Source organism: Cognataquiflexum rubidum, from assembly GCF_022538115.1.
GTDB lineage: Bacteria > Bacteroidota > Bacteroidia > Cytophagales > Cyclobacteriaceae > Cognataquiflexum > Cognataquiflexum rubidum.
In genome coordinates this window covers 229,606-250,299 of record NZ_JAKZAL010000003.1, presented here as the reverse complement: position 1 = coordinate 250,299, position 20,694 = coordinate 229,606, and the positions used below count along the sequence as shown (strand labels likewise).

The window sequence follows — 20,694 nt, the reverse complement described above, 5'->3', positions numbered from 1 at the left end:
AATTCTTAAAACCCTGCGGAGTAATATTGATTTAGCAAACAATGAAGCCGAGATAATTACCTAATTTCATATCATTATCCTCAATCAAATGAAGGGAATGGACATTTTTTAAGGACAAGGGATTATAGAGCTTACTGAACGCTTTATTATCGAAGAAGATTTAAAGAATACCTCAAATTGAAGTAGAATCAGAACCTTATATGCAGAAAGTGCGGCCATCAAGGAAGTCAAATCCGCAAAGACTACTCCAGAACCTGCAATACATGTAGTGATACGAAAAGCCCGAGCAATAGTACTCTGTTTAATATGGTGAAGTTTGGGCTATTGAAGGCATTTTACATCTGCTTTGAAATGGCAACTACCACCAAAAGTCTTTCAGTCCTTCAGGTGGATAACGCTATGCTGTTCGTTCTCAAACAGCCAGGATGTTCATGCACAATGCGCGTGAGGCGATGAAATCAAGTGAGACTCAACCCCTGAACAGTGGATTTGGATAGTTCCTACTTGGCGGCAAGGAAACAGGACACGTAGGCAGAGGGTATGGAATAAAAAGAATGGTTTTAGCTGAAAAACTATTTACCTCTTCAATAATATGATGCTAAATGATCACCTCAGTACATAATTATAGACCATAAATTTTTTTTTATGTGTATGAAAGCATAAATTAAGTGGGATTTAAACTATGGGATTTTAAATGATCTAATTTGAAACCACCCCAAACTGTGTATTAACCTACACACATGGCCTTCAAATGACATTAAATCGATCAATTTATTTTAAAAAAAAGACAACATTAGTCTGAAAGTTTAGATCAATATTATTTTCAGAATTTTTCAACAATATCTGTATTTTCAGTTAAAAAGGAATGGTATGAGAGCTTTATTCAAGTTTTGCTTGTCTTTAACAATATTATTTATCACTTACTCCTGTGTAAAAGATGAAGAACCTACACGAGATCCTATAGTGGTGGAGGGCCCAAGAGGGGAACAAGGGGAACAAGGTGTGCAAGGTGTGCAAGGTGTGCAAGGGGAACAGGGAGAGCCGGGACAGGATGGAGCCCAAGGTCCCCAAGGTGAAACCGGGCCTCAGGGACCAACAGGACCTCAAGGTGAAGCCGGGCCTCAGGGACCAGTAGGACCTCAAGGAATAGCAGGGCCACAAGGACCTGCCGGGCCACAAGGACCCACAGGACCAAGGGGAGAGGTCGGGCCAACAGGGCCAGGAGGACCGCAAGGGGAAAATGGACCGCAAGGCCCAACTGGTCCTGCCGGACCTCAAGGAGAGACTGGACCGACCGGGCCTCAAGGAGAGACCGGACCGACCGGGCCTCAAGGAGAACAGGGTCCTCAAGGCGAAACCGGAACGGCAAATGTAATTTATTCAGGTTGGATCCGATTTGAAGAGTCAAAATGGAGTAATAACACCCTTTTCCTTACCCAAGTCAGAAAAATTTATACCATTGACGAAACCAAAATAACTTCCCAAATTATCGATAGGGGGACAGTAATGGTGTATGTGAAATTTGACTTTTTCCCTGATATGGTTCAACCACTTCCTATTTCGCAACCCATCACCCAAACTAAAAATCAAAGACTGATCCACTACCTTCAGTTAAACAAGATTCAGATTGCTATCTCAAATGAAGATAATACCTCACCTGGTCCAATAGGTGGCGATGCCAGTTTCAGGTATATAATTATTCCGGGCGGCACTCCAAGTTCAGGAAGGATGGCTCCCATCAACCTGAAGGACTACAAAGCAGTAAAAGCATACTACAAAATCCCGGATTGATCCAAAGATTTCTTAAATTGAAAAAAAACCAGATTGTATGCGCATCTATTTTGTTTCCCTGTCATTGCTATTTATCTTTTTGGCTTCCTGTTCTAAGCCCATGCGTTCGGGCATCGATTTTGAACAATGGGGCAAGTATTGGTTTCAGGGAAAAGCGGAAATCAGCAGTTTTGATCTGACTCAATACCGATATGGAGAAGCGAGAGAAGGCGAGGCGGTTTTGATTTTTGTCACCGAGGATTTTTCGAGAAAAAAGCAAGTCAAGTTAGATGATCCGGAGGGAAGTTCTTCGGATAAAATTTCTGTCTTGAAGATGAACCAAACGAGGGATTTTGTGACGGGCATTTATCCTTACCACATGATGATGTCGGCTTTTACGCCTACCAAAGAGCAAAGTCAGGGATTGAAATTTACAGCTTCTTCCCAGGAATGGTGCGGTCATTCATTCACCCAACTCAATCTCAAAAGTACTGACAGTTACAACGGCAAGATTTTTTCCTACTTCGAAAAGGAAGGTGACGATACGTTTTCATTTAGCGGCATGGCGGAAGATGATCTTTGGAATCTGATCCGCATCGATCCCAAGCAAATTCCGACAGGAAGCATGCAGATGCTGCCTTCTCTTTTTCACCAAAGATTCACCCATCAGGAATTCAAAACAGAAGAGGCATTTATCCGTGTTTTGGATCTCAGTGCAGGCAGAAGTCAGGTGGAAGTAGCGTACGCTTCGGGTAGCAGGGTTTTGAAGATTGACTTCGAAAAGGGATTTCCCTATCAGATTATGGGTTGGGAAGAAATCCAAACCAAATCCGACGGAACCAAAGAAATCACCAAAGCAACCCGAAAAGGCCTGAAAATTGCGGACTATTGGACCAAAAACAAGGTCGAAGATGAGTTTTTGAGAAAAGAGCTAAACCTGGAAAACTGAATTTCCCATGGTTATGTATCTTGGTTTGATTGCAATATCCAAGTTGAAATCCCTATTAAAGTTTATTTAAAAATAAACCTTTAAAATTAAAATAAACTCAATTCCCCCTTTTCTTAAACCCAAGCTTATATCACTGAAATTCAAGATAATGCTGCTTTTGTTTTTTATGAAAAAGAATTATTTTAATAGAAAAAATAACCAATTTCTTATGAAACTAATTCTTATTTTAACGATATCTTCTGCCCTTATATTTTCTGAAGCAATTGCCCAACAAAATTCCGGAGTCAAAGAGCCTTCCCAAATGTCTAAGTATGAATTTTTGGCTATGGCATCAAAATCAGATTCGCTGACGGCGGTTGTCAATATGTTTTTTCGAAAAAGGAAAAGCGCTACCACATCAGGATTGATCGTTGGTGGCAGTGGAATATTGATCGGTTTGGTAGTGACTTCGGCAAATGCTGCTGACCAGGTTTTAGGTTTAGTAGGCGGAGTTTTAACTGGTCAAATGCCTGAAGAGAAAAATGACCCCGGAGGAGAAATTGCTTTGTTAGGACTCGCTGCGGGAACAGCGATTGTGACGGTTGGACGATCCAAATACACCAAGAATAATTTGTACAAAATATTGTCAGAATATCAAGAGACGAAAAAAATCCCTTCGAAATTCGCGAGTAAATTGTTGCCGAGAGATTTTTCTTTTTTTTCCAACTAGATAATTTTCCATAAAATTATTGAATGAATGCCTATCTCATCGCCATTGGTAATTTTGACCCAGTCAATAAATTGCTTTTTCATCACTTTTCAAACCATTCCCACAAAACCTTGGAAATCCTTTTTTGCAATAACTGTGCTTCGTTGTCGTCTTCCCATCGTTGGTCCTCATTATTTTTGGTGGCGAAATAAAAGACATAATCTCCTTTTGGGGCATTGACCAACACGAGTTCTGAACGGGAAGCATTGACCATTCCCTGTTTGGATGCGGTCTGAACCTGTGCAGGGATTTCCGACAGGGCATATTCATCATAATAAATATTGCCCATCAACCGGTACATGCGGTCCGAAGCTGCGAGACTGATGACTTCACCTTTGCGGATTTTGACTAAAAGTTGGGCCATCTCCCTCGGAGTGGTTTGGCCCCAACCGTATTTTTTCCAGTCCTCTTCCCTACCCGGAGTTCTTGAATTGACGTGGGTAAGTTGGAGCCCGAGGCTTTCCATAATTTCATTGATCCGCTCTCCACCACCCGCCAAAGACTGACACCAAAGCGAGGTCGTATTGTCACTATAGGTAATCATCAGCGACATCAGGACGCTGAGTTCGGTTTCCGTACTGTCTTTGAAATATTGCATCAATCCCGAACCGCCGTATTTGATCGAATCCCTATAAACCATTTTCTGATGATAGGCCAATTCTCCCTTTTCAATCTTGTCCATCACACCTACCAAAATCGGTACTTTGACAATACTTGCTGTCGGAAATATCGTATCGGCATTGATTGCCGCCTCTTCCCCTGTTTTCAGATGCAGGACATAAATGCCTACATCCCCCCGGAAACCTGCCGTTTCCTTTTCCAAAACCTGCTGCAGGGATTGTTTTTGAGCGAAAGTGAATGGAGATACAAAAAGAAAAACTGCAAGAAAATAAAGGAGACGCATATAATTTGGTTATTTTGAAATGGAATTTATCATGAATTTAGATACCGAAAACATTAAATAGAAATTTTCTCTCGGGCTTTAATAATCAAATTTAAGCTAATACAAATAAACTGATCCTTTGAAAATTGTCTTTTTAAGGCCCAAATATTGATTTAAGCTAAAAGGAATTATATTTAAGTATCAAAAAAAATGAATCAAATGGAAACTATCGAAAGACCATTGTCTAACCTTCAATTAGAACTACTTAAGGCATTTTCGCACCAATTGGACGACAAAGACCTAATTGAGCTCAAAGGAATGTTGGCTTCTTTTTTTGCCAAAAAAGCAATAGAAGCTGCCAATGAAGTATGGGATAAAGAAGGATGGAATGAGGAAAAGGTTGATGAATTATTAAATACAAAGTTAAGAACACCTTATAATAAATGAGATATTGAAAAAGGTTGTAATTGACACAAATGTTTTGCTAGTCAGTATTTCAGATCGGTCCTCCCACCATTGGATTTTTCAAAAATTGGTCACAGGTCAATTTCAATTGTTTATTACTTCTGATATTTTATTTGAGTACCGTGAAATTATTTCATCGCATATGGGAACCACTGCCAGTGAAAGTATTCTTGGAGTGTTAGAAAATCTTCAAAACGTAAACTTTATTAATTCATATTATAAATTTGAATTGATTAAGAAAGACTTTGATGATAATAAATTTGTGGATTGCGCAATTGCTGCAAATGCTGATTTTATAGTAACTGAGGATAAAGATTTTAAAATTTTGAGATCTATTCCATTTCCACGAGTTGACATTTTAAATATCAAAGAATTTGAAATCCTCCTGAAAGATTCAAATTCTTGAATTCTTCCTTAGCCACTTTGATTTTTCCCCATGGCATCACCAAACCTTCTTTCAAGACGAGTATTTTATCATCCTGATATTTGGGTTTTTTTGATAGCCATTCCTTTTATCAGTGCATTCAATTATTACCTCACTTATTCCAATATCCAATTCAACAGTTTCTTACTCCTTCGATTTACAATTGATACCCTACAAGGCTATGTTGCTTGGCTATTGGTCAGGTGGATTATTTTCTCCTTGGATCAAAAGATACCCTACAAGCCCGATTTTTTAAGAAGGATTGTCATACAAATGATCACCACAATGATTGTTGGATTGGGGTTTTTGGCTTTGAGTACGGAATTGCTGAGTGTATTGATCAAAGGTGAAACTGCCCCGATCCACTTCTACACCAAGGACTTGGTAATCATCAGCATCTGGTTTTTTGTGATCAATGGTTATTATGTGGGGATGTTTTTTTACAGGCAATGGGAAAGTGCTGAAACAGAAAAACAAAGCCTCAAACCTGAAATGGATGGTTTTCCGGTTCGCACCGGCAATCAACTCCTATTGGTCAAATTTTCGGAAATCGACCTTTTTTTGGTGGAAGAGGATTATGTCCAACTGATTTCCTCCTCAGGAAAGAATTACCTTTTAGACCTTTCATTGGACAAAATAGAGCAGAAGCTTTCTCCAATGGATTTTTTCAGGGTCAACAGGCAATACATGGTCAGCCGGCAAATAGTAACAGGATTTAAGAGGCTGGAAAATGGGAAATTGCTTGTTCAGGTAAGATGTGACATCAAATCACCGCAAGAACTAACGGTCAGCCGCACCAAAGCACCTGCATTTAAGAGTTGGTTTTTACCGCAGGGCTGACAGTTCGGGGGGAAATCCGCTACATTTCAGCAATTGGAATAAGGAATTTTTAAATCGACCAGCCTGTCCAAGTTAGTTTTGGGAAAAATTCAACGGACATGAACATACGATTTTTACTGCCTTGCCTCTTTCTGTTTTTGCTCGCGCAAAATGGAAATGCACAGGACAACAAAGCCAAAGACTATCGAAATTTTCCGATTGTCGTCACCCTTCAGTTCCAAGCTTTTGCCATGCCCTTCAAGGACCTAAAGTCTAATTTTAAAAATTTCGGTATCGGCATCGGGACGGAGGTCAGTCACAATTCCTACCACAATTGGATCCAGAAATTTGACATTACCTGGTTTAGAAATAAAGCTATGGGAAGCGGATTGCTGTTTTCTACACAGGTGGCTTGGCGGCCATACCTGGTTTCCAATTCATTTGCAGAAATCAAAGCAGGGATCGGATACCACATTGCCTTCCGACCGACGGAATCATTTATCCAAAAAGAAGGAACTTGGCGAACAGTCCAAAAACTAGGAAAGGGAATGCTAGCCATCCCCGTAGGTGTTTCTTTGGGCTATCACCATTACCGATCCGAAACATTTGTATCCCCGTTTGTAGGGTATCAAGTTATGTTTTTGAAAAACTACAACAAAAGCATTCCTGTCGTTCCCATGACTTTTGTCCAGATGGGAGCCAGAATCCATCCTGTTTATCCAGACCTGACCCAAAATTAAGCCATGAAAAAGTACAGCAATCTCCTGATTTTAATTTGGGCAATCCTGATCATATCCCCTACTTTCGCCCAGAATTTTAATGTTGTCCAATGCAATGATTCCAAACCTGTCCCTACCCATCCAAAAGCCCTTGCTTTGCTGAAAGCATTGGACAAACTGACGGCTGTAGGAATTCCTGGTGTTGTAGCAGCGATAAATGAGGAAGGAAACCTTTGGACACTTTCCAGTGGATTGGCAAAAATTGAAGGACAGGTTCCCATCCAGCCTTGCCATCTGGTCTATACCCAAAGCATCGCAAAATCCTACATGGGGGTCACCATCATGCAGTTGGCGGAAAAGGGAAAAATCGACATAGAAGGGAAAATTTCAGATTATTTGCCAAAAGAAATTTTGGCTATGCTACCCGATGCAGACCGCATCACTGTCAAAATGTTGCTCAACCATACGTCGGGACTTCCTGAATATAATTACGCCCCGACATATGTCACCAGGCTTCTTCAGAACCCAGAAAGGATTTTTCAGCCGGAAGAATATATCCAATACATTGCCGGAAAGGAATTGGATTTTGAACCCGGCAGCAGGTATTCTTACCGCAATACCAATTATGTGTTGCTGGCTTTGATCGCTGATGGCATTAATGGAGATCATGGGGAATATATGGAGGAACATATTTTTAAGAAATTGGGATTGAAAAACACCTATTACAAAATAAAACAAGGAGATTCTTATGGTGACAAATTGGTCAATGGCTATTGGGATAGGTACAGCAATGGAATTGTAGAAAACGCTTCTGTCCTACAAAATACCAACGTCGCTTCCATGGTAGGAGATGACGGAATCATCACCACTGCCGAAGAGGCCATCCTGTTTCTCAAAGGATTAATGGAGGGAAAACTGGTTTCAAATGAAAGCCTGACCCTGATGAAAGAATGGGTTTTAGATAAAAACGGCGATCCGCAATATGGCTTGGGATTGGATTACACCACTATCCTCCGAGAACCGGCCATTGGGCATAGCGGCGGAGGATTGGGTTCAGGCAGCCAACTTTACTATTTCCCAGAAAAAGAGATCTATATGTTTTTCGGAATCAACCTCGGCACCGTCACAGACAGTCCGATTCATCAGGATGCAGAAAAGATTTTGGAGGAGATTTATGGGGTGGTTTTGGGGAAGTGAAGACGGTTATTGGTTATTTGGTTATTGGTTAATTGGTTAGATGTTTCAGTTGTAATTGTTGTAGTGGTTCTAGTTGTTGTCTGCTACGCGTTGTCAGATTGTCGAGTTGTCGAGTTGATGAGTTGATGAGTTGTTGAGCCGTCTTTCTAAGTTGTTAAAATTATTAATTTAAGAAAGAAGATGACGTATGGTCGCGTCATCCTGAAGGAGGTACGACTGAAGGATCTCATTTCGCTTAGATGAGACCCTTCGCTTCACTCAGAGTGACGACTAAGAGATTCAAATCATTTTGAACCGGAGCTTGCGGATCCCGACAGCTGTACAGGAGAAGAATCTCATTTGAAATAGAGAAATGGTCCAAGTCTGAAGACTTGAACTAATCGGATTAATTGGACAAATTAGAAATTAGAGTATCCCCTTTGTACTTGGCAATTGGTTCAGGGCTGAAGTGTCTTTTGCGACGGCCATTTTGATGGCGCGGGCAAGGCCTTTGAAGATCGCTTCGATCTTGTGGTGCTCGTTGGTTCCTTCGGCTTTGATGTTCAGGTTGCACTTGGCAGTGTCGCTAAAGGATTTGAAGAAATGGAAAAACATCTCAGTCGGCATGTCTCCGATTTTTTCCCTTTTGAAATCTGCATCCCAAACCATCCAAGGCCGGCCGCCAAAATCTATTGCCACCTGTGCCAACACATCATCCATCGGCAACAGGAAACCATAGCGGTAAATGCCTTTTTTGTCTCCCAAAGCTTTCAGGTATGCTTCACCCAAAGCCAAAGCGGTATCTTCAATCGTGTGGTGCTCATCGATATGCAAGTCGCCTTTGACTTCAATCAGCAGGTCAGTTCCACCATGTCGGCCCAATTGCTCCAGCATGTGGTCAAAAAACGGCAATCCGGTATAGATTTCGCATTTTCCTGAGCCGTCAAGATTGACCCGGATATGGATTTCTGTTTCGGAAGTTTTACGAAAAACCTCCCCGATCCTTGCCGGCATCCTTAGGAATCTGTAAATTTCATCCCAACTTTTGGTACAGAATGTCGCTTTATCGTCAGGATCTCCGATATAAATGGACTTGGCTCCCATATTTTTTGCCAATTGGATATCTGTCTTTCTGTCCCCGATCACATACGAGTTTGCCAAATCATAGGAACCATCAAAATACTCCGTGAGCATTCCGATACCCGGTTTGCGGGTAGGGAGATTTTCATGGTCAAAGGATTTGTCGATGTGGACTTTGGCAAATTTCACACCCTCATTTTCCAAGGTAAGCATCATCTTGTTGTGTGCCGGCCAAAAGTTTTCTTCCGGAAAAGAAGCTGTCCCCATACCGTCCTGATTGGTTACCATGACCAATTCGTAATCACATTCTTCAGCGATTTTTCTCAGGTTGGAAATGACACCTGGGAGAAACTCCAAATCCTCCAAACTGTCGATCTGAAAATCCGTCTGCGGCTCAACGATAATGGTGCCGTCCCGGTCGATAAAAAGTGCTTTTTTCATGATTATAAAATAAATGTTATTGGTTAGTAGGTTATTGGACTAGTTCAAAGATTGTCCGGCGAGCTTTTTGAATGAATTTAGAAAAGCTTCATTTTCCTCCCGTGTTCCCACAGTAATCCGGAGGCAATCTTCACACAAAACCACTTTGGAGCGGTCGCGGACGATTATTTTGCTGGACACCAAGTCATCATACATTTTCTTGGCATCGGGAACTTTCACCAAAAGAAAATTCGCATGGGAAGGATAGATTTTTTTGATAAATGACAAACCTTCCAAATCCTTTTGGAGGTGTTCTCTTTCTTCCAAAATAGTCTTGACTACTTTTCCGATCTCATCTGCTTTCTCAAGAGACGCAAGTACCTTTTCCTGTGTCAGTCCGGAGATATTGTAAGGAGGTTTGATCAGATTCAGGATTCTGATGATATCTTCCGAGGCAAAAGCCATCCCGATCCGGAGATTGGCAAGTCCCCAAGCCTTGGAAAATGTCTGCATCACAAGTAGATTTGGATATTGTGCCAATTCAGAAGTAAAACTTTTCTCATCGCTGAAGTCGATATAAGCTTCATCCACGACTACCAATCCTTCAAAGCCTGCTAGAATTTCCCGTATGGCCTCCCTTTTCATCTTGTTGCCACTCGGGTTATTGGGAGAACAAACAAAAATAACCTTGGTGTTTTCATCTGTTGCCGCAAGGATTTCTTTTGGCCTGAGTTGAAAGTCTTCCGTCAGATTTACCTTTTTGATGGCAATGTCATTGATCGAAGCTGAGACTTCATACATCCCATAAGTAGGAGGAAGCAAAATGATATTGTCTATTCCCGGCCTGCAAAAGGCACGCATCAACAGGTCAATGGCTTCGTCGCTTCCATTTCCGAGAAAAATCTGCTTTGGGGAAACACCTTTGACCACTGCCAATTTGGATTTGATTTCCTGTTGGTAAGGATCAGGATATCGGTTGAAAGCCTCCCCTGTCAGCGAACCATACGGGTTTTCGTTGGCGTCAAGAAACACGCCGTCATGACCCGAATATTCATCCCTTGCAGAAGAGTAGGGTTTGATGGTTAGGATATGGGGACGAAGGAATTTTTGGATATCAAAAGCCATTACTTTTTCTCTTTTAGGTATTTGAGGCGGATGCTAACGGCATTCTTGTGTGCCTCAAGCAATTCATTGGCAGCCATGATTTCCACAGTTGGGCCAAGTTTCTTGATGCCTTTCTCAGTGATTTTCTGGTAAGTGATTTTTTTGACAAAACTATCCAAAGAGACTCCGCTATAGTTTTTGGCATAGCCATAAGTAGGCAAAGTATGGTTGGTACCGGAGGCATAGTCACCTGCTGATTCAGGGGTGAAGTTGCCGATAAAGATGGAACCGGCATTGACGATCTGGGAAACTACAAAATCCTCGTTTTCGACGCAGATGATCAAATGCTCCGGGGCATAATCGTTGATCAGCTCGATGGCATTCTCTTCTTTACCCATGACGACGGCTACCGAGTTGTCTAAAGCCCGCTTGGCAATGTCTTTTCGTGGCAGATTTTCCAATTGTTCTTCCACTTCTTTGAGCACCTTCTTGGCTACTTTTTCGGAACTAGCCACCAAGATTACCTGCGAATCCACTCCGTGCTCGGCTTGTGAAAGTAAATCTGCCGCCACGAAAGACGGAATTGCAGAGCTGTCGGCATATACCAAAACCTCAGACGGTCCTGCCGGCATGTCAATGGCTACTCCCTTTTTGGTGGCCAATTGCTTGGCCGCAGTCACATATTGATTGCCCGGTCCAAAAATCTTATCCACTTTGGGAACAGATTCTGTACCGAAGGTCATCGCAGCGATAGCCTGAGCGCCACCTGCTTTGACTATCTTATCAATCCCAATTAGGTCTGCAGTGTAAAGAATGGCCGGGTGGATATTTCCTTCTTTGTCAGGAGGAGTGCAGATGACGATCTCCTCACAGCCAGCAAGATTTGCGGGGATTCCCAACATCAGCACTGTGGAAAATAATGGAGCTGTTCCCCCGGGAATGTATAAACCTACCCTTTGGATCGGAACAGATTTGCGCATGCAGGTCACGCCTTCCATTACTTCCATGACGAGGTCAGGTTGGGTTTGGGCGGCATGGAATTTTTCTATATTGTCTTTGGCCAATAATATAGCCTCCTTGAGTTTTGGTTCAATTTGCTCACGGGCCTGAAGCACCTCCTCATTGGTTACGAGTAGGTTTTTGATCGTGACGTGGTCATACTCCAAAGCAAATTTTTTCAAAGCCTTATCCCCCATTCGATCGACTTTCCTCATGATCGGCTTGACGATTTTGTCAATGGCTTTTGTCTTTTGAATTGGCCTCTGCAAGGCCTTGGTCCATTCAGACTTGGTCGGGTTGTATATGGTTTTCATGGAAAATGGTTCTAGTGGTTGTAATTGTTGTAGTGGTTCTATTGGTTGTAATTGTTGTAGTGGTTGTAATTGTTGTAGTTGTTGTAATGGTTGTCTGCTTCGCGCCTGCCTGCCGTAGGTAGGTTGTCAGGTTGTCAAGTTGTCGAAAGGTCGTGGATCTGTTAATCTGTAACTGAGACTGCTACCTTCTTCCTATATTTTCTAATCTCGCTTCTAATGTCTCAAATCTCATGTCTCAAATCTCATGTCTCAAATCTCACATCTCTTGTCTTAAATAACCATCTTTTCAATCGGTACAACCAGAATCCCCTCAGCACCGGCAGCACGGAGGCCTTCAATGTTTTCCCAAAACTGGTCTTCGCTCAATACTGAATGCACAGAGGACCAACCTTCTTCTGCCAAAGGCAGGATCGTCGGGCTTCTCATTCCTGGAATCAAGGCGATGATTTTGTCCAAAGAAGCATTGGGGGCATTTAGTAGGACGTATTTGTTGCTTTTCCCTTTTTGGACAGCATTCATCCTAAAGAGAAGTTTGTCTACAATCGCTAATTTCTCTTCAGTAAGGGATTTATTTCCAATCAGGACGGCCTCGGATTTGAAGATCTGCTCAACTTCAATGAGCCCATTCATCATCAATGTCGAACCCGAGCTGACAATATCACAGATGCCCTGTGCCAAGCCTATGCTCGGCGCAATCTCCACAGAACCGCTGATTTCATGGATTTCGGCTGATATATTTTGGGATTTGAGGTAGTCACCAAGAATCTTTGGATAGGAAGTTGCAATGCTTTTTCCATCAAAATAACTTACCCCTTCATATTCTTCCCCTTTGGGAATGGCAAGAGAAAGCCGGCATTTGGAGAAACCCAATTTCTTGAGCACGGTGACATCTTTGTCCTTTTCGACCAATTCATTTTCTCCCACAATACCAAGATCTGCTACGCCATCAGCGACATATCCCGGAATATCATCATCCCTCAAAAAAAGGAATTCGATAGGGAAATTGGTGGAAGCAGACTTGAGTTTGCCGGTTCCATTATAAAATTTGATGCCACATTCCTTGATGAGGCTGAGGGAATCTTCACTTAGTCTGCCGCTTTTTTGTACGGCTATTCGGATAATTGAATTCATGGGTGCAATATACGTTTAGTATCAAAATGCCAATAAGAATTTTGGATGATAGGGCTGTAAAGATATACCAACAGCCGTCCGCGGGCGATATGTCAAAAATTTCCTCCTTAGGAGGAATGATGCAAATGATGTGCCCCACCGAGGATGATGTGGACAGAAAAAGAAGTACGGTATGAGGTCTTACTTTTCATTGCGTGAGCAAAGTTACTACAGGCTTTTTAACTAGCAAGAAGGAGGGATTGTTTTTTTGGGAGAGTAACGATGACCAAAAAATTCCGGTCGGTTCATTCTCCTCACTTACCTTGAAAATCAGCCATTTATCCAAATTTGATAGTTTTCTTGCCAATAAATGGTTTGATTATCTTATTGAAGGATAGATGGTGAATTAATTTCTTGAGGTAAAAAGCCTTAGCCGAGAAGTGTGAAAAGTCGGAGGAAGCAGTTTTCAGTGAGCAGGTCCCAAGAACTTGACAACATGACAACCTACCTACGGCAGGCAGGCGCGGAGCTGACAACCCTTCAACCATTACAACAACTAAAACAATTATAACCATTTTATTCAACCCAACATACACCATGAAAAAAAACCTATTGACCGCTTTGATTTTTGCAGGATTGATCCTCTGCACACTTACTCCTTCCTTTGCCCAATATGACAGGGTAGCCATGGACCGGGAATACATTATTTCTTTGACTTCACGCTGGACCGGAGAGCGGCTGCCTGATGGCAGACCTTTCGTTTCAGATGAATTATTGGAAAGGCTCAAAAACGTTGTGCTGACTCATGCTTGGGGTGGATTGCGCAGCCACAAGTTTAACAATCAGTACCAAGGAGATTGGATGATGATCCATCCTGACAAAAACACAGTCATGACAGGACGGGCAGTGACTGCACAATATATGCCTCAGCGTCCTGATTTTGGGGATCTGATCCGGGAAGTTGGCTTGGCCGAAGGACACGGAGAAAAAGCCCAATCCAATGTATGGCCTATCGAAATGCTGAAAGACGGCGATGTCTATGTCGCTGACGGCTTTGCCAAAGTCGAGCAGGGCACTTTGATTGGAGATCGTTTGGCCAACTCGATATATGCCAAAACCAAGCGTGGCGTGGTATTCTATGGATCTGTCAGAAATATCCAAGAGATCAAAAAAGTAGAAGGATTCAACGGTTGGATCCTTGGTGACCATCCTTCTTCCATTGCGGAAATGATGCTGACATCCATTAATGCCCCAATCAGAATCGGAGATGTGACGGTTTTGCCGGGTGATGTGGTTTTTGCAAGTCCCTACGGAACCCTCTTTTTCCCAGCCTACTTGGTAGCCGAGATTGTACTCAATGCCGAAATCAGCAACATGCGACACGGTTATGGTATCATGCGCAACAAAGCCGGGGACTGGACGACAGGTCAGATTGACAGCAGTTACACTGAGCAGATGAATAAGGAATTTTATGATTACCTGAGAAGCCTTCCCGATGACAAATTACCGATGTCTAGGGCGGAATTGAATGCCTATATTGAAGCAAGAAAAGACAGAAATATCGGAGGGTAGATAAGTCAATGTAAACTCAACCCCATTCAAAGCTTTGGAAATCGATATCTCCTATCTATTTTCCAAAGCTTTTTCTATTTGCGATCCTTCTCTATATTTTTTTCAGTATCCGCAATGGATCATGAAAATCATATAGAATTTTTTTAGTGTTATTATGATATTTTCGTAATGTTTTTTTATTTTTAGTTTTTAATTAAAAAACAGATGCGTCCCTTTATTTCAATATTCCTCCTGATTACCTGTGTTTCCTGTTTTGGAAGTTTCTCTGAAGGTGAAAGGTATTTTCGCCAAGGTGAATACGAAAACGCCATTTCTGAGTTCAACAGGACGCTTTTTCTCAATGTCAATGACATCAAATCCCTGCACCTAAGGGCTAGATCCTATGAGGAATTAGAAGAATTTGACAAAGCGGTGGAAGATTACCAAACCATCATCCAATATGATCCAACCTATGCCCAAGCATTTGCCGGCATTGGAAAACTATACTGGAAAAGGGAAGATTATAAAAACGCCCAAAAATACCTGCTCCTTGCGGCCAAAGAGGATGAAAAGGATTTTGATACTCTATTGATGCTAGGCAGGGCAATGCTCATGAATGAAGACTATCAGAGAGCAGATGAATTTTTACAGCTTGCCAAAGAATTGAATCCCACTGATTCACGGGCTTATTTCTACCAAGGTATGGCAAGATCTCAGATCGGGGATATTTTGGGTGCCGCTGGTTCTTTTAACATGTGTCTAAAGTATGATCCGGAAAACATCACTGCCAAATACAACAGGGGGTTGATCCTTTTGCTGATCGGAAATTCAGATTGGGCCCTGGAGGATTTTGAAGATGTGCTCAAGGCCAACCCAAACCATATTGAAGCTCTGGCAAGGAGAGGGAATGCCAAAATAGATATGGATGACCCTACAGGCTGCAAAGACCTCAGGGAGGCAGCCGAAAAAGGAAGTCTTTACGCCCAAATGAATCTGGAAAGGTGTGAGTGATTGGGTGATAGGTTAATGGTTATTTGGTTATTTGGTTATTTGGTTATTTGGTTATTGGTTCTTGGCTATTTGGTTATATGATTAACTGTCTCCGTGAAAAAGGACGAGATGTTTTTTCTATTTGCATATGACCAATTTTAAAACTAGGATTCAAAAGGTTATATACTTAACCTTGTCACCTCGACGTAGGAGAGGTCTATTCAAAAGATTTCTCAGTCGTACCTCCTTACCAATGACGTGAATCTCTTGGTCGTCACCCTGAGTGAAGCGAAGGGTCTCTTTTTTCTGAGATCTTTCATCCTTCCCGAAAAATCGGGACAGGCTGTACCTCGGATTCAAGATGACGCAAGACCAACCGTCATTCCTTTTCTGAACATTTTCTAAATGTTTGAGACTCGAAATGACAAGGAATAGGTTGATCTTGGTACTTGGTACTTTATACTTTGTTCAAAAAATCTTACTTCTAGGTTCTCGTCTCTCTCAAACCCTAAACCTCTCTTTGATCGCATTTTTATAATTTTCCCTGCCTTCTTTGGAGGTGAAGAGAAAAAGATAAGGCTCAATGAGTTCGAGCTCCATGAGATAAAAAACGCCTTTGATCCAAACACCATCTACCCTCGCATACAGGGTATCGGCAGCAAGTTCATCAATGATCTTTTGGATGTAAACCAATTCGATCAAAGTCGGATCGATCGGATGGATCTGTCCGCCGAAAAAATGTTGTACACGGAATTCCCCTGATTTGGCGCTTTTCAATACCGCATGGGAAAACTTTCCATTGAAAAAAAGATAGGAAAACTCCCCTACTTCGGCTACCTCCCTGACAAAAGGCTGGAGCATAAAATCCTCGGAAGCGAGGAGTTTTTCAATCTCTTCCCGATCAGCCTGCCAATTTCCCTTTTCGATTTTCATGGTGTTTTTTGCCCCGCCACTGACGGTTGGTTTGATTACCATCTGCTCAGTTCCAAAAACCCCAAAACAGGCTTCAATATCAGCAATTTGGTTTTTGCTGTTAAAAATCGTGGGCACAATGGAAAATCCACGGTCCTCTATTTCTTGTAAATAACGCTTATCTGAATTTCTGATTACTGTGTCCAAGTCATTGATTACCGGAATCCCCAAAGATTTGATCTTTTGGCACCAAGCCAAAAACTCCGGATATCGGTCAAAATAATCCCAAGGGGATTTCATCAACAGGTGGGAATATGCTGTCCAATCGACACCGTCATCAGACCAAACTTCAAATGTAAAGTCAAGACCAAGTTCGGCCAGGATTTGTTCCAGGATTAGGTCTTCATCCGCCACATCGGTTGTAGCATAAGATCCTCTTGCCTCATAGGTGATTACAGCAATTTTCATGATTTTGGGTGAATTTTTCCGGAGGCAATTATATGTTAATTTTTGCATAAAATCTCCCAATACTTACAATTCCATGGTATTAATCATATTTTTTTGCACTCGATCCATTTAGGAAGAAGACATAATTGTAAATGATTTTTTTAAAAAAAATAACCGTGTTTAACGACCTTAAGTAGAACGATCCTTCCCAAAACACAGCTACACTAAAGAAAAAAAACGATGGTAAATATTGAAAAATCTATCAGAGAAAAAAATCTAAGATTTGTCGATGAAAGATTTTTTGGGGAGGTTTCCTACTTAGCAGTTTTGTTATCAATTTTTTTAATTGGGCCGATTCTTGGACTAATTAGCCCAATAATCTATATAGATAAAACAAATGAAGTATTCAATGCTACAAGGGATATTGTTATCGCCTCAGCTTTAATATTTTTTTCCAATTTTGCCAATAGACATTCTAAAAAACTTGTTTCAGTTGATGGATTTAACTTAAATATTAACAATAGATTACTAGAAGTTGTACTTCTGATTTTTAATTATCAACATTCAGAAAATTTATCTAAAAGCCATGAAATCATAATAGCACATAAAACAACTTTTTGGGGTTGGAGAAAAAATCTAACTATAATCATGGAAGATGGTCAAGTATATTTTAATCTTAGGACTACAGGTAGATTCGATATATACTCGCCATTTCATTTTTTTTCGGACAAAAATGAGCTAGTTGAATTGACTAAAAATTTTGGTAAGCAAGTAGATAAATACAAAAAAACAGGTCAAATATGGAACTGAAACCATATAAAAGTCAATCATTTTTAATGACATACCATACTCTTTTTATAAGTCTTACCCAATTCACTATTTGATACTAAACACAATATTTCCGATATTCGGAAACAATCCCGATACTATGGATATTCGAGCCAAAAAATTGAAATTGATTGAAAAACTTATTTTTGTCAATGATGAGAGGGTAATTAATTTGTTGGCCTCAGTATTGGATGATCAAAAACCAGCACCTTCGAATAAGCCTTCCGCATTTGAATTATTGGGTGTATTGGACAAGGAAGAGGCTGAGGCTTTGGAAAAAGTAATTGAATCCGGTTGCGAAAACATCAACGATGATGACTGGAAATAATTCTTTTCTTTTGGACACCAATGTCGTTATCGACCTTTTTAGAGGAAAAAGAGAAATAGCTATTGAGATTGATAAGGCTAATATAATATATCTCCCAATTTTTGCTCTTGGAGAATTGTATTTTGGAGCTGAAAATTCCGATCATAGTTTTCATCAGATGGCTTTCATTAAAAAATTTCTAGACCTCTCTATTATTCTAAACACAAGCGACCAAACTGCTTTGATTTACGGACGGTTGAAAAAGGAGTTGAAATCCAAAGGAACTCCAATCCCAGAAAATGATATTTGGATTGGCGCATTGGCTATAGAACATACTATACCATTGGTAACTCGGGATAGTCATTTTGCTTTGTTACCCGAAATTCAATTAATCAACTGGTGATTGGAAATTGAATTAAATCAATTTCCCTTAAATGAACATGAAGATAGTCTCCCTTAATCAAAACCTATAAATACCTCCTCATTCAAATAGCTGCATTTGCCTCTCAAAGGTGCGCTGATTACCACGAATACCAATCATAATTGACATTTCAAACCCAAAGTAGAATCATCTTGCCTCATAGGTGATTACAGCAATTTTCATGATTTTGGGCGAATTTTTCAGGAGGCAATTATATGGTAATTTTTGCATAAAATCTCTCGGCGCTTACAATTCCATGCTTTTAATCATATTTTTGGGTTTCGAATTTTATGAACAGAGAAAAACTTGTCATCATCCCCACCTACAATGAGCTGGAAAACATCCATGACATCAGCAAGGCTGTCATGGAGTTGGATGGAAAATTCGAACTCCTGATCATAGATGACAATTCACCTGATGGGACTGCAGCAGAAGTAAAGAAATTACAAAAAGAATTTCCCGACAGGATCCACCTGATCCAAAGGACAGGCAAGCTTGGCTTAGGAACCGCTTACATCGAAGGTTTCCACTATGCATTGGTCAATGGCTATCAATACGTTTTTGAGATGGATGCCGACTTTTCCCATAATCCCGCAGACCTTGTCAGATTGTATAAAGCCTGTGCTGAAGACGGTTATGACATGGCAATCGGCTCACGCTACATTACAGGCGTCAACGTGGTCAACTGGCCGATGGGAAGGGTTTTGATGTCTTTCTTTGCGAGCAAATACGTGCAGTTTATCACCGGTATGCCGATCAAAGATGCCACGGCAGGATTCAAATGCTACACGAGGAAGGTTTTGGAAAGCATCAGGTTGGATAGGATCAAGTTCATCGGATACGCTTTTCAGATTGAGATGAAATTCACTACCTGGAAACTTGGATTCAAGATCAAAGAAGTACCCATTATATTCACAGACCGCACCAAGGGAACTTCCAAGATGAACACCCACATTTTCAAAGAGGCTGTTTGGGGAGTGATCTACATGAAATTTTTAAGCTTTTTCAAGACTTATAAGGTCAATCAAACCGTATAGCTTTGATCGGTTGGATATTGCTGATCAGCATTGCAGGGATAAACAACACCAGAGTTGTCACCAGTAGTACAGCTGCATTGAGAATAAAAAAGACGGGCCAATTCCATGAAATCGGGACAAAGGTCATGTAATAACTTTCAGGATCGAGAGCCACAAGTCGGAACTTATCCTGAAGCAATCCAAAACCAATCGCAATGGCATTGCCAATCAGCAATCCCCTTTCGATAATCCTGACTCCGTTCCAGACAAAAATCTTCCTGATCTGTTTGTTGGTAGATCCCAAGGCCTTTAGTATCCCGATCATCTGGGTTCTTTCCATGATCAGGATAAATAAAATCGACACCATATTGAAGGCGGCAACGAACAGAATCAACCCAAGAAATATGTACACATTGTTATTGAGCAAAATCAGCCAATCAAAAATCTCGATGTACTTGTCAGTCACTTTGATCAGCTTGAGGTCAAAGTCGAGAGAATTATAAATAGGTTCAGCCATTTCATCCAACTTTTTATTGTCGTGGACAAAAATTTCAAAACCTCCTACTTGGTCATCGGACCAGCCATTAAGGTTTCGGATGGTCTGAATGTCCCCGATGATGATTTTGTCATCGAAATTTTCCAAAAATGTTTCGTAAAGTCCGACAATCTCAAACCTCCTGAATCTTGGCGGTTCCTGCACAAAGTACATGGTAATCCTTTCTCCAACTTCCAATTTAAGTTTGTCAGCGATTTTGCGGCTAACAAGGATTTCATTGGAAGCACTGGAATCGGAAAACTGGATAAACCTCCCTTTGATGATGGAATTCTGAAAGTCCAGCGTATCAAAGTCAGGCCCTATTCCTTTCATCAAAACCCCCTCCACTTCTTCGTCACCTTTTAGCAGACCTGGCTTGTGTGCATAAACCTGAACATGGCTGATCAGTTGATTTTTGGGGTAATCCTTATAAAAATCAGAATTGGTTGAAGTGGGGCTTTCTTCGAATGCATTACCGGAGACAAACTTTTGAACCTGATAATGTCCTGTAAATGAAAAAACCTTCTCGGAGATTTTATCCTGAAAACCACCCAAAATCATGAAAGAAACCAAAGACACCGCTATTCCGATTGCCACGGATGCAACTGCTATGCGATGGATTGTTCCGGTAAAACCGCCTGTCCTCTTAAAACTGATTCTCTTGGCAATGAAATAGGAAAGGTTCAATGATTTTGTTTATTTGGTTG

The 20,694-nt window shown here is 41.1% G+C and carries 21 protein-coding genes and 1 pseudogene; 15 read left to right on the top strand and 7 right to left on the bottom strand.

What is annotated here, in order from left to right; translation table 11 throughout:
* Window positions 1-145 precede the first annotated feature (145 nt).
* From MMU05_RS05280 to MMU05_RS05265, 4 genes and pseudogenes are all read left to right on the top strand, one after another.
* Window positions 146-494, top strand: a pseudogene (locus tag MMU05_RS05280) (IS1595 family transposase); the annotation flags it as partial.
* 376 nt (window positions 495-870) lie between these two features.
* Window positions 871-1,791 carry a collagen-like domain-containing protein gene (locus tag MMU05_RS23060; protein ID WP_272493291.1) on the top strand — a complete coding sequence of 307 codons (921 nt, stop codon included), beginning with the start codon at window positions 871-873 and terminating at the stop codon, window positions 1,789-1,791.
* A gap of 37 nt (window positions 1,792-1,828) precedes the next feature.
* A complete protein-coding gene (locus MMU05_RS05270; protein ID WP_241140625.1) occupies window positions 1,829-2,719 on the top strand; it encodes a hypothetical protein in 891 nt (296 codons plus the stop codon).
* A 166-nt stretch (window positions 2,720-2,885) separates the two neighbouring features.
* Window positions 2,886-3,428 carry a hypothetical protein gene (locus MMU05_RS05265; RefSeq protein ID WP_241140624.1) on the top strand — a complete coding sequence of 181 codons (543 nt, stop codon included), beginning with the start codon at window positions 2,886-2,888 and terminating at the stop codon, window positions 3,426-3,428.
* 82 nt (window positions 3,429-3,510) lie between these two features.
* Here the strand turns inward: MMU05_RS05265 and MMU05_RS05260 are convergent, their stop codons facing one another.
* Window positions 3,511-4,371 (bottom strand): serine hydrolase, encoded by an 861-nt coding sequence (locus MMU05_RS05260; RefSeq protein WP_241140623.1) that lies wholly within the window; start codon window positions 4,369-4,371, stop codon window positions 3,511-3,513.
* 198 nt (window positions 4,372-4,569) lie between these two features.
* Between MMU05_RS05260 and MMU05_RS05255 the strand changes: the two genes are divergently transcribed.
* The 5 genes from MMU05_RS05255 (at window position 4,570) to MMU05_RS05235 (ending at window position 7,974) form a co-directional block, all read left to right on the top strand.
* The gene (locus tag MMU05_RS05255; RefSeq protein WP_241140622.1) at window positions 4,570-4,797 is read left to right on the top strand and encodes a hypothetical protein; all 228 of its coding nucleotides are present in this window, start codon (window positions 4,570-4,572) and stop codon (window positions 4,795-4,797) included.
* Window positions 4,798-4,801: 4 nt separating this feature from the next.
* Window positions 4,802-5,221 (top strand): putative toxin-antitoxin system toxin component, PIN family, encoded by a 420-nt coding sequence (locus MMU05_RS05250; RefSeq protein WP_241140621.1) that lies wholly within the window; start codon window positions 4,802-4,804, stop codon window positions 5,219-5,221.
* A gap of 30 nt (window positions 5,222-5,251) precedes the next feature.
* The gene (locus MMU05_RS05245; protein WP_241140620.1) at window positions 5,252-6,079 is read left to right on the top strand and encodes a LytR/AlgR family response regulator transcription factor; all 828 of its coding nucleotides are present in this window, start codon (window positions 5,252-5,254) and stop codon (window positions 6,077-6,079) included.
* 98 nt (window positions 6,080-6,177) lie between these two features.
* Window positions 6,178-6,798, top strand: coding sequence for a hypothetical protein (locus MMU05_RS05240; protein ID WP_241140619.1), 621 nt, complete (start codon window positions 6,178-6,180; stop codon window positions 6,796-6,798).
* A 3-nt stretch (window positions 6,799-6,801) separates the two neighbouring features.
* Window positions 6,802-7,974 (top strand): serine hydrolase domain-containing protein, encoded by a 1,173-nt coding sequence (locus MMU05_RS05235; RefSeq protein ID WP_241140618.1) that lies wholly within the window; start codon window positions 6,802-6,804, stop codon window positions 7,972-7,974.
* 405 nt (window positions 7,975-8,379) lie between these two features.
* Here MMU05_RS05235 and hisB read toward each other — a convergent pair whose 3' ends face one another.
* The 4 genes from hisB to hisG form a co-directional block, all read right to left on the bottom strand.
* Window positions 8,380-9,474 carry a bifunctional histidinol-phosphatase/imidazoleglycerol-phosphate dehydratase HisB gene (gene hisB / locus MMU05_RS05230; RefSeq protein ID WP_241140617.1) on the bottom strand — a complete coding sequence of 365 codons (1,095 nt, stop codon included), beginning with the start codon at window positions 9,472-9,474 and terminating at the stop codon, window positions 8,380-8,382.
* Between the two features lie 39 nt (window positions 9,475-9,513).
* Window positions 9,514-10,578, bottom strand: coding sequence for a histidinol-phosphate transaminase (hisC, locus tag MMU05_RS05225; RefSeq protein WP_241140616.1), 1,065 nt, complete (start codon window positions 10,576-10,578; stop codon window positions 9,514-9,516).
* Window positions 10,578-11,870, bottom strand: coding sequence for a histidinol dehydrogenase (gene hisD, locus MMU05_RS05220; RefSeq protein ID WP_241140615.1), 1,293 nt, complete (start codon window positions 11,868-11,870; stop codon window positions 10,578-10,580). Before hisD ends, hisC begins: the two co-directional genes overlap by 1 nt.
* A gap of 270 nt (window positions 11,871-12,140) precedes the next feature.
* Window positions 12,141-13,001: an ATP phosphoribosyltransferase gene (gene hisG, locus MMU05_RS05215; protein ID WP_241140614.1), complete on the bottom strand. Its 861-nt coding sequence runs from the start codon at window positions 12,999-13,001 to the stop codon at window positions 12,141-12,143.
* Window positions 13,002-13,577: 576 nt separating this feature from the next.
* On the opposite strand from hisG, the gene MMU05_RS05210 reads away from it, so the two are divergent.
* Together MMU05_RS05210 and MMU05_RS05205 are read left to right on the top strand one after the other, a co-directional pair.
* A complete protein-coding gene (locus MMU05_RS05210; protein ID WP_241140613.1) occupies window positions 13,578-14,552 on the top strand; it encodes an RraA family protein in 975 nt (324 codons plus the stop codon).
* Window positions 14,553-14,756: 204 nt separating this feature from the next.
* Window positions 14,757-15,542, top strand: a complete 786-nt coding sequence (locus MMU05_RS05205) for a tetratricopeptide repeat protein (protein ID WP_241140612.1) — start codon at window positions 14,757-14,759, stop codon at window positions 15,540-15,542.
* A 480-nt stretch (window positions 15,543-16,022) separates the two neighbouring features.
* Here MMU05_RS05205 and MMU05_RS05200 read toward each other — a convergent pair whose 3' ends face one another.
* Complete coding sequence (locus tag MMU05_RS05200; RefSeq protein WP_241140611.1) at window positions 16,023-16,901, bottom strand: ATP-grasp domain-containing protein; 879 nt, start codon at window positions 16,899-16,901, stop codon at window positions 16,023-16,025.
* A 219-nt stretch (window positions 16,902-17,120) separates the two neighbouring features.
* Between MMU05_RS05200 and MMU05_RS05195 the strand changes: the two genes are divergently transcribed.
* The 4 genes from MMU05_RS05195 (at window position 17,121) to MMU05_RS05180 (ending at window position 19,473) form a co-directional block, all read left to right on the top strand.
* Window positions 17,121-17,690 (top strand): hypothetical protein, encoded by a 570-nt coding sequence (locus tag MMU05_RS05195; protein ID WP_241140610.1) that lies wholly within the window; start codon window positions 17,121-17,123, stop codon window positions 17,688-17,690.
* 118 nt (window positions 17,691-17,808) lie between these two features.
* A complete protein-coding gene (locus MMU05_RS05190) occupies window positions 17,809-18,036 on the top strand; it encodes a hypothetical protein (RefSeq protein WP_241140609.1) in 228 nt (75 codons plus the stop codon).
* Complete coding sequence (locus MMU05_RS05185) at window positions 18,020-18,418, top strand: type II toxin-antitoxin system VapC family toxin (protein WP_241140608.1); 399 nt, start codon at window positions 18,020-18,022, stop codon at window positions 18,416-18,418. The genes MMU05_RS05190 and MMU05_RS05185 overlap by 17 nt, the downstream gene beginning before the upstream one ends.
* Window positions 18,419-18,726: 308 nt before the next feature.
* Window positions 18,727-19,473 carry a polyprenol monophosphomannose synthase gene (locus tag MMU05_RS05180; protein ID WP_241140607.1) on the top strand — a complete coding sequence of 249 codons (747 nt, stop codon included), beginning with the start codon at window positions 18,727-18,729 and terminating at the stop codon, window positions 19,471-19,473.
* On the opposite strand, the gene MMU05_RS05175 is transcribed toward MMU05_RS05180, so the two are convergent.
* Complete coding sequence (locus MMU05_RS05175; protein ID WP_241140606.1) at window positions 19,457-20,674, bottom strand: ABC transporter permease; 1,218 nt, start codon at window positions 20,672-20,674, stop codon at window positions 19,457-19,459. The two genes, MMU05_RS05180 and MMU05_RS05175, sit on opposite strands and share 17 nt — an antisense overlap.
* Between the last annotated feature and the right edge of the window lie 20 nt (window positions 20,675-20,694).

Bases quoted from the DNA above. Each gene is read 5' to 3' on its own strand.
- MMU05_RS23060 (WP_272493291.1), top strand. From the start codon at position 871: ATGAGAGCTTTATTCAAGTTTTGCTTGTCTTTAACAATATTATTTATC.
- MMU05_RS05270 (WP_241140625.1), top strand. From the start codon at position 1,829: ATGCGCATCTATTTTGTTTCCCTGTCATTGCTATTTATCTTTTTGGCT.
- MMU05_RS05265 (WP_241140624.1), top strand. From the start codon at position 2,886: ATGAAAAAGAATTATTTTAATAGAAAAAATAACCAATTTCTTATGAAA.
- MMU05_RS05260 (WP_241140623.1), bottom strand. From the start codon at position 4,371: ATGCGTCTCCTTTATTTTCTTGCAGTTTTTCTTTTTGTATCTCCATTC.
- MMU05_RS05255 (WP_241140622.1), top strand. From the start codon at position 4,570: ATGGAAACTATCGAAAGACCATTGTCTAACCTTCAATTAGAACTACTT.
- MMU05_RS05245 (WP_241140620.1), top strand. From the start codon at position 5,252: ATGGCATCACCAAACCTTCTTTCAAGACGAGTATTTTATCATCCTGAT.
- MMU05_RS05240 (WP_241140619.1), top strand. From the start codon at position 6,178: ATGAACATACGATTTTTACTGCCTTGCCTCTTTCTGTTTTTGCTCGCG.
- MMU05_RS05235 (WP_241140618.1), top strand. From the start codon at position 6,802: ATGAAAAAGTACAGCAATCTCCTGATTTTAATTTGGGCAATCCTGATC.
- hisB (WP_241140617.1), bottom strand. From the start codon at position 9,474: ATGAAAAAAGCACTTTTTATCGACCGGGACGGCACCATTATCGTTGAG.
- hisC (WP_241140616.1), bottom strand. From the start codon at position 10,578: ATGGCTTTTGATATCCAAAAATTCCTTCGTCCCCATATCCTAACCATC.
- hisD (WP_241140615.1), bottom strand. From the start codon at position 11,870: ATGAAAACCATATACAACCCGACCAAGTCTGAATGGACCAAGGCCTTG.
- hisG (WP_241140614.1), bottom strand. From the start codon at position 13,001: ATGAATTCAATTATCCGAATAGCCGTACAAAAAAGCGGCAGACTAAGT.
- MMU05_RS05210 (WP_241140613.1), top strand. From the start codon at position 13,578: ATGAAAAAAAACCTATTGACCGCTTTGATTTTTGCAGGATTGATCCTC.
- MMU05_RS05205 (WP_241140612.1), top strand. From the start codon at position 14,757: ATGCGTCCCTTTATTTCAATATTCCTCCTGATTACCTGTGTTTCCTGT.
- MMU05_RS05200 (WP_241140611.1), bottom strand. From the start codon at position 16,901: ATGAAAATTGCTGTAATCACCTATGAGGCAAGAGGATCTTATGCTACA.
- MMU05_RS05195 (WP_241140610.1), top strand. From the start codon at position 17,121: ATGGTAAATATTGAAAAATCTATCAGAGAAAAAAATCTAAGATTTGTC.
- MMU05_RS05190 (WP_241140609.1), top strand. From the start codon at position 17,809: ATGGATATTCGAGCCAAAAAATTGAAATTGATTGAAAAACTTATTTTT.
- MMU05_RS05185 (WP_241140608.1), top strand. From the start codon at position 18,020: ATGATGACTGGAAATAATTCTTTTCTTTTGGACACCAATGTCGTTATC.
- MMU05_RS05180 (WP_241140607.1), top strand. From the start codon at position 18,727: ATGAACAGAGAAAAACTTGTCATCATCCCCACCTACAATGAGCTGGAA.